Origin of the sequence: Moorena sp. SIO4A5 (genome assembly GCF_010672005.1) — a bacterium.
GTDB lineage: Bacteria > Cyanobacteriota > Cyanobacteriia > Cyanobacteriales > Coleofasciculaceae > Moorena.
This window is the reverse complement of the sequence record NZ_JAAHHZ010000534.1, coordinates 1-3337: the sequence shown is the minus strand read 5'-3', so window position 1 is coordinate 3337 and position 3337 is coordinate 1. Positions and strand designations below refer to the sequence as shown.

Sequence of the window (3337 nt, the reverse complement as noted above, 5' to 3'; positions counted from 1 at the left end):
GGGAATCGGGAATCGGGAATCGGGAATCGGGAATCGGGAATCGGGAATCGGAAATCGGGAATCGGGAATCGGGAATCGGGAATCGGGAATCGGGAACTCGGATCAGGTAAAAATCCTGTTTACCTCCTCTTTTGCTTGCTATCCAAAGCCAGAATATTTCAATAAAATAGGTCAGTTGATCAGAGCAAGTAGGAGTTGATTTTGGAGGTCAAAGCCGCAGTAGCTTTTGAAGCAGGCAAGCCTTTATCCATTGAAACGGTTCAGGTAGCCGAACCTAAGGCGGGTGAGGTGATGGTGGAAATTAAAGCAACCGGAGTATGCCATACTGATGCCTATACCATGTCTGGCGCAGATCCAGAAGGTTAGGCTCTTACCTCTAAAACTTTGTTAGAGCCAACTTCTGCCTTCTGCCTTCTGCCTTGCGCCTAGCGCTATAGCAATGCTCTTTTAGAGCCGCTACGCGATCGCAATCAGTTAGCGATGCTCTTTTAGAGCCGCTACGCGATCGCATCAAATTCAACTAATACAATTCTCGTTACCGTTGTCAGCTCCAGTTCCGATAGCAGTCGAAGCAGGTTATAGCAGTCGAAGTAAAGGTTAAGACAATTTCTATTCCCGACTCCCGACTCCCGACTCCCTCTTCCCGAATGGCAATCAAGATTAGAAAATATCTGATCAACAGGAGTACCCCTAAACGGTTGCGCAGTCAGAATAATCGTGCCATCCTTTGCTCTGACCCAGCCTTGGGCTTCAATAATCACTTTTTTGTCTTGGGGAGGTTGAGGGGATATCACTGATGATTGTTGCTGCTGTAATTGCCGTAATTGTTGTCTGCTGCTGGCTAACCCAGGACGAGTTCGCCACCTCACTGTTCTGTGGGCATTAATCACTGGATCCTCTCGAGTCGGTGGTAAACTTGGTTACGCATTCGGATATCAACAGCTTGCAGCCTAATATTGCCTTGGTCTCCTGCTGTTTCTGCTGCGATGATTCCCTCGTTGTTAAGGAAGATGGAATTAGCTTCAATCTTTAGGTTCCCTGCTGAACCCCTTGTTTCATTACTAAAAATATCCCCTATCTCTCGATATCCCGATATCACCACACTTCTTTTAGTTATAGATTTACAAATATCAGATGCAGCCCTATCACTATGACTACAACAACTAATCCCACTGAGCTTAACTCTGGTATTGGCGGTACCAAAAATTTCTACAACTGGAATTGGCAAGACAAACACTATCAAGTGGTCTACGAAACCATCGGTGCAGGAAACCCGGTACTGTTACTCCCTGCTTTTAGTACCGTTTCTAGTCGCACCGAAATGAAAGGTATTGCCAATCTACTGGCTAAAAACTATCACGTTACCGTTCTCGATTGGTTGGGATTTGGCGAGTCTCAATGCCCTCCTGTGGATTACAATCCCGTATTATTTCAGCAGTTATTAGCAGATTTTGTTAACTCTGTTTTTAATAATAACTCAATTAGCTTACAGCTGTTTTCAGATGAATTGACCTCACTACCGAGAGCTACAAGCCCCCTAAATCACCCAATTCTGGGGGACTTTAACTCAATTTCCCCCCAAAGTTGGGGGGCTAGGGGGGCGAAACTTGCTGTAATTGCTGCCGGTCATGCTTCAGGATACGCTTTAAAGTTTGCCCAAGATAATCCAGATAGTATTTCTAAACTAATTTTAGTAGCTCCGACTTGGAAAGGACCGTTAAGAGTAATGGGTTTACCCGATGGAGTGAGAAACGGAGTAAAAAATCTAGTGCGATCGCCTTGGTTAGGTCAGACTCTATACTATCTCAACACTACTCCTTCGTTTCTGCGCTTGATGTATAAACGCCACGTCTATGTGGATGAAACCAAACTAACTCCGGAATTTATCGCCCAAAAACATCAAATTACTTCCAAAGATGGCGGCAGATATGCCCCTGCTTCGTTTGTTACTGGCGCAATCGATCCTGTCGCTAATCGGGAGGAATTTTTGCAGCTTTTAGATTCTGTTCCCATGCCCGTATTAATTATATTAGCGAAAAATGCACCACCTAAGTCAAAAGCTGAAATGATAGCGATGGCGGAGTTAGAACAGGTGCAAACCGTTCGATTGGATGGAACTTTAGGTATTTCTGAAGAGTATTATGAAGCGGTAACAGCAGTGATTGAGGATTTTATTTAGCTATTTAGCGATCGCTTTTATCGCAGTTATCAGGACGAGTGAGTGACTTTAGTCGTAGGTTTTAGGGAGCAGGTAAGCATATGCGCTACGCGCACGCTACGCGAACAGCTATCAGCATTCAGCTCTCAGCTGTTTAATATAGCCTATTATAGCCTAGTGAGGTACAAGCATTTTTTTTCCTATTCCCTATTCCCTATTCCCTATTCCCTGTTCCCTATTCCCTGTTCCCTGTTCCCTGCTCCCTGCTCCCTGCTCCCTGCTCCCTAAAAACCCGAAATTTGTACCTCACAAGTCGTAGAATTGCTATATGCTTGACATGATGTATTGGAAGTTGATCAATTAATGAAACACACGGCTATTAGTCTATTTTGCGGTGCAGGTGGATGTTCTCTTGGGTTTAAACAAGCTGGATATTCAATTCTTTATGCCAATGATAAAGATGCGGCGGCAGTTGAAACATATAGAAGAAATTTTCCAGAGTCGTTATGTAGCAATGAGGATATCGATAACGTAGATTTTGGGCAGGTTCTTTCTGAAATAGTAATGAAACCAGGGGAACTCGACATATTGATAGGGGGACCTCCATGTCAAGGCTTCTCCACAGCGGGCTCAAGGTTCTGGGATGATCCAAGAAATAATTTGCTTAAACAATACGTTAAAGCACTAACTATTTTGAAGCCAAAATGGTTTATTATGGAAAATGTTGAAGGGCTACTTACCTCCAACAAAGGAAAATATGTATACGAAGCCGCTAAGGCGTTCATTGAGCTCGGTTATTGGATTATAATTGAGAAAATTTATTCTCAAGAATACGGTGTACCACAAAGACGAAAGCGAGTTTTAATCATCGGGAATAGGTTGGGGCATGAGTTTAGAATGCCAGCACCACAATTTCAAGTTTCCGGTCAACTATTCCGTAACTCTGACATTACTATTTCTCACGCAATAAACAGTTTGCCGCCAGCAACAAAAGATAAGGGCACTCTACTAATACCTTTAACCTCGCCTCCTCAAGATGATTTTGATTCTTTTATTCGTGGAAATGCCACACAAATATCCGACCATTACTACCCAATTATTAACGGCATCCAGCTAAAAAGAATTACTGCCTTAAAGCCAGGTCAAACCATGAAGGATTTGCCAGAGGAACTACAGCAT

At 43.5% G+C, this 3337-nt stretch carries 5 protein-coding genes and 1 pseudogene; 4 read left to right on the top strand and 2 right to left on the bottom strand.

Translation table 11 applies throughout. The features are described 5' to 3' along the window. Window positions 1-198 precede the first annotated feature (198 nt). Window positions 199-363: pseudogene (locus F6K57_RS40505) on the top strand (S-(hydroxymethyl)glutathione dehydrogenase); the annotation flags it as partial. A gap of 134 nt (window positions 364-497) precedes the next feature. On the opposite strand, the gene F6K57_RS40500 reads toward F6K57_RS40505, so the two are convergent. Together F6K57_RS40500 and F6K57_RS40495 are read right to left on the bottom strand one after the other, a co-directional pair. Then, window positions 498-890, bottom strand: coding sequence for a hypothetical protein (locus F6K57_RS40500; RefSeq protein ID WP_293074592.1), 393 nt, complete (start codon window positions 888-890; stop codon window positions 498-500). After that, window positions 887-1102, bottom strand: coding sequence for a hypothetical protein (locus F6K57_RS40495; RefSeq protein ID WP_293074589.1), 216 nt, complete (start codon window positions 1100-1102; stop codon window positions 887-889). The genes F6K57_RS40500 and F6K57_RS40495 overlap by 4 nt, the downstream gene beginning before the upstream one ends. A 48-nt stretch (window positions 1103-1150) precedes the next feature. On the opposite strand from F6K57_RS40495, the gene F6K57_RS40490 reads away from it, so the two are divergent. The 3 genes from F6K57_RS40490 to dcm all read left to right on the top strand — a co-directional run. Next, window positions 1151-2179 carry an alpha/beta fold hydrolase gene (locus F6K57_RS40490; protein ID WP_293074586.1) on the top strand — a complete coding sequence of 343 codons (1029 nt, stop codon included), beginning with the start codon at window positions 1151-1153 and terminating at the stop codon, window positions 2177-2179. A 42-nt stretch (window positions 2180-2221) separates the two neighbouring features. Further along, the gene (locus F6K57_RS40485; RefSeq protein ID WP_293074583.1) at window positions 2222-2446 is read left to right on the top strand and encodes a hypothetical protein; all 225 of its coding nucleotides are present in this window, start codon (window positions 2222-2224) and stop codon (window positions 2444-2446) included. Between the two features lie 57 nt (window positions 2447-2503). Next, window positions 2504-3337 (top strand): DNA (cytosine-5-)-methyltransferase (gene dcm, locus F6K57_RS40480; protein ID WP_293074580.1); only part of this gene is annotated, 834 nt, incomplete at its 3' end.

Excerpts from the sequence above, each read along its gene's own strand:
- F6K57_RS40490 (WP_293074586.1), top strand. The coding sequence starts at position 1,151 with ATGACTACAACAACTAATCCCACTGAGCTTAACTCTGGTATTGGCGGT.